Raw genomic sequence first — 1,893 nt, 5'->3', positions numbered from 1 at the left:
ATCACGATCATCGTCATCGAGCATCTGATGCGTGTGGTGGCTGCCTTGGCGCAGCGCGCGGTCGTCTTGCATCATGGTGCCGTCGTAAGCGAAGGCCCGACGGACCAGGTCTTCCGCGATCAGCGCGTCATCGAAGCCTATCTTGGTAACAAGTTCGCCAAACGCTTCGCTGCCGCAGGTGCGACCGCGCCGATTTAAGGCAAGCGGGCGATCGGCAAGTCGCCGGTATTCAATCGAAAGGTGTAGAAGAAATGGCAATGACGATGAAGGGCGAAGTCGCCCTATCGGCCGATCGTGCAACGGTCTGGGAAAAACTGAACGACCCGGAGATACTCAAGGCATCCATTCCCGGATGCAAGGATTTGGAAAAGCTGGGTGACAGCGCGTTTCGGGCTACCGTGAAGATCAAGGTTGGCCCCGTCAGCGCGTTGTTCAAGGGATCAGTAGAGCTTACCGACATAGATCCGCCGAATGGCTATCGGATCGTCGGACAGGGCGAAGGCGGCATTGCCGGCTTCGCCAAAGGCGGCGCGCGGGTCGATCTCAGCGACGCCCCAGATGCAGCCGGAGGATGCCTGCTGCGATACGAGGTGGAGGCGGATGTCGGTGGAAAGATCGCCCAGCTGGGAAGCCGCCTCATCAACGGAGTCGCCAGCAAGACTGCTGAGCAGTTCTTCGCCAACTTTGCGGTGGCGGTCAGCAAATGAACGTGCGGCAAGGTCGCATTACGAGATGATGCCCTGCGGTAGCGCGGCGCAATGGCGTGCTATTTCGCCCGGGCTCGTCACCCAAACTTCGGCGAAGCGCGGGTGGCTGACGATGGATTCGATCGCCTTCCGAATCTGCCGCAGGCGAAAAGGCTGTCCCGCCACAAATGTATGCAGCGAGATGCCAAACACGAGCGACTGCTTCTGCGACAGTTCAAGCATTTCTTCAAATTGATCGAGGATCATTTGATGGAAATCGGTCGCGGGCTGATGGCGACTGAGCATTGTCGGGCTGTCATTGATCTCGATCGGATAGGGGATCGATAGAATTCGACCGCCGCGGGTGCGCATCCAGAACGGCTGGTCATCCGCGGGCCAATCCATGACGAACGTGTAACCCGCTTCTTTGAGAAGGTCCGGTGTCACGCCGGTCTCAGCGATCCATGGGCCCATCCACCCGAACGGTCGTTGCCCGCAATGCTGGGCAAGAATCTCGGTGGCGTGCCGGATCATCGCGGATTCAGTCGCTTCATCCATGTCCGATTGCCGCTCGGAATTGGTGTAGCCATGGCCGATCACTTCGTCGCCGCGTGCGCGAATCCGGGCCGGAATCTGAGGCATCGTTTCGCAGACCGAAGCATTCAAAAGGTGGCACATCGGCAAGCCGAGTTCGTCCATCATATCAAAGATGCGCCATATCCCGACGCGTAGTCCGTAATCTCGCCAGCCGAAGTTACGGGTGTCGGGCGGTGGCCCCAGCGCTGTCGGGGTATGCCCAAGGCCTTCGCCGAAGCTGAAATTCTCCACGTTCAGCGCAATGTACAGCGCCAACCGCTTGCCATCCTGCCACTCAAATTGCGGGCGTTGATGGATCGGCCGATAATCATAGCGGTCATGTTGCTTGATGCGCATCGGGAACGCCCCTTGGTTACTGCGGTAAAGGAACAATATCGACGATGTCAGGGATCAATGTCCGGCGAGATCTCGCCTTTCTTTTGCGTATCTGACGAGTGAAAGGAAGCGATAGAAGCCATGTACGAATTTGCCGTAAGGCATGGTGATGAAGAGCGCGAAAACGACCCCGATGTGCAATGCGAGCAGCAGGCCCATCGCGGGGGTGGCGCGCAGCACGAGGAGTGCCAGACCGGTGAGACTGGTCAAGAACAGCATCGCGAGGAAGGCGACA

At 58.5% G+C, this 1,893-nt stretch carries 2 protein-coding genes and 2 pseudogenes; 2 read left to right on the top strand and 2 right to left on the bottom strand.

Annotated elements, in window-relative coordinates; all coding sequences use genetic code 11:
- A pseudogene (locus VGP39_RS05325) lies at window positions 1-198 on the top strand (ABC transporter ATP-binding protein); the annotation flags it as partial.
- Window positions 199-251: 53 nt separating this feature from the next.
- Window positions 252-707 carry a carbon monoxide dehydrogenase subunit G gene (locus VGP39_RS05320; protein ID WP_327567062.1) on the top strand — a complete coding sequence of 152 codons (456 nt, stop codon included), beginning with the start codon at window positions 252-254 and terminating at the stop codon, window positions 705-707.
- 18 nt (window positions 708-725) lie between these two features.
- Here VGP39_RS05320 and VGP39_RS05315 read toward each other — a convergent pair whose 3' ends face one another.
- Entirely contained in the window at window positions 726-1,619 is an 894-nt protein-coding gene (locus VGP39_RS05315; protein ID WP_327567061.1) for a polysaccharide deacetylase family protein, read from the bottom strand.
- 54 nt (window positions 1,620-1,673) lie between these two features.
- Window positions 1,674-1,893 (bottom strand): annotated as a pseudogene (tcuB, locus tag VGP39_RS05310) (tricarballylate utilization protein TcuB); the annotation flags it as partial.

Origin of the sequence: Bradyrhizobium sp., from assembly GCF_036009065.1 — a bacterium.
GTDB lineage: Bacteria > Pseudomonadota > Alphaproteobacteria > Rhizobiales > Xanthobacteraceae > Bradyrhizobium.
The sequence above is the reverse complement of the archived record's forward strand: the minus strand, read 5'-3'. Positions and strand labels throughout refer to the sequence as shown.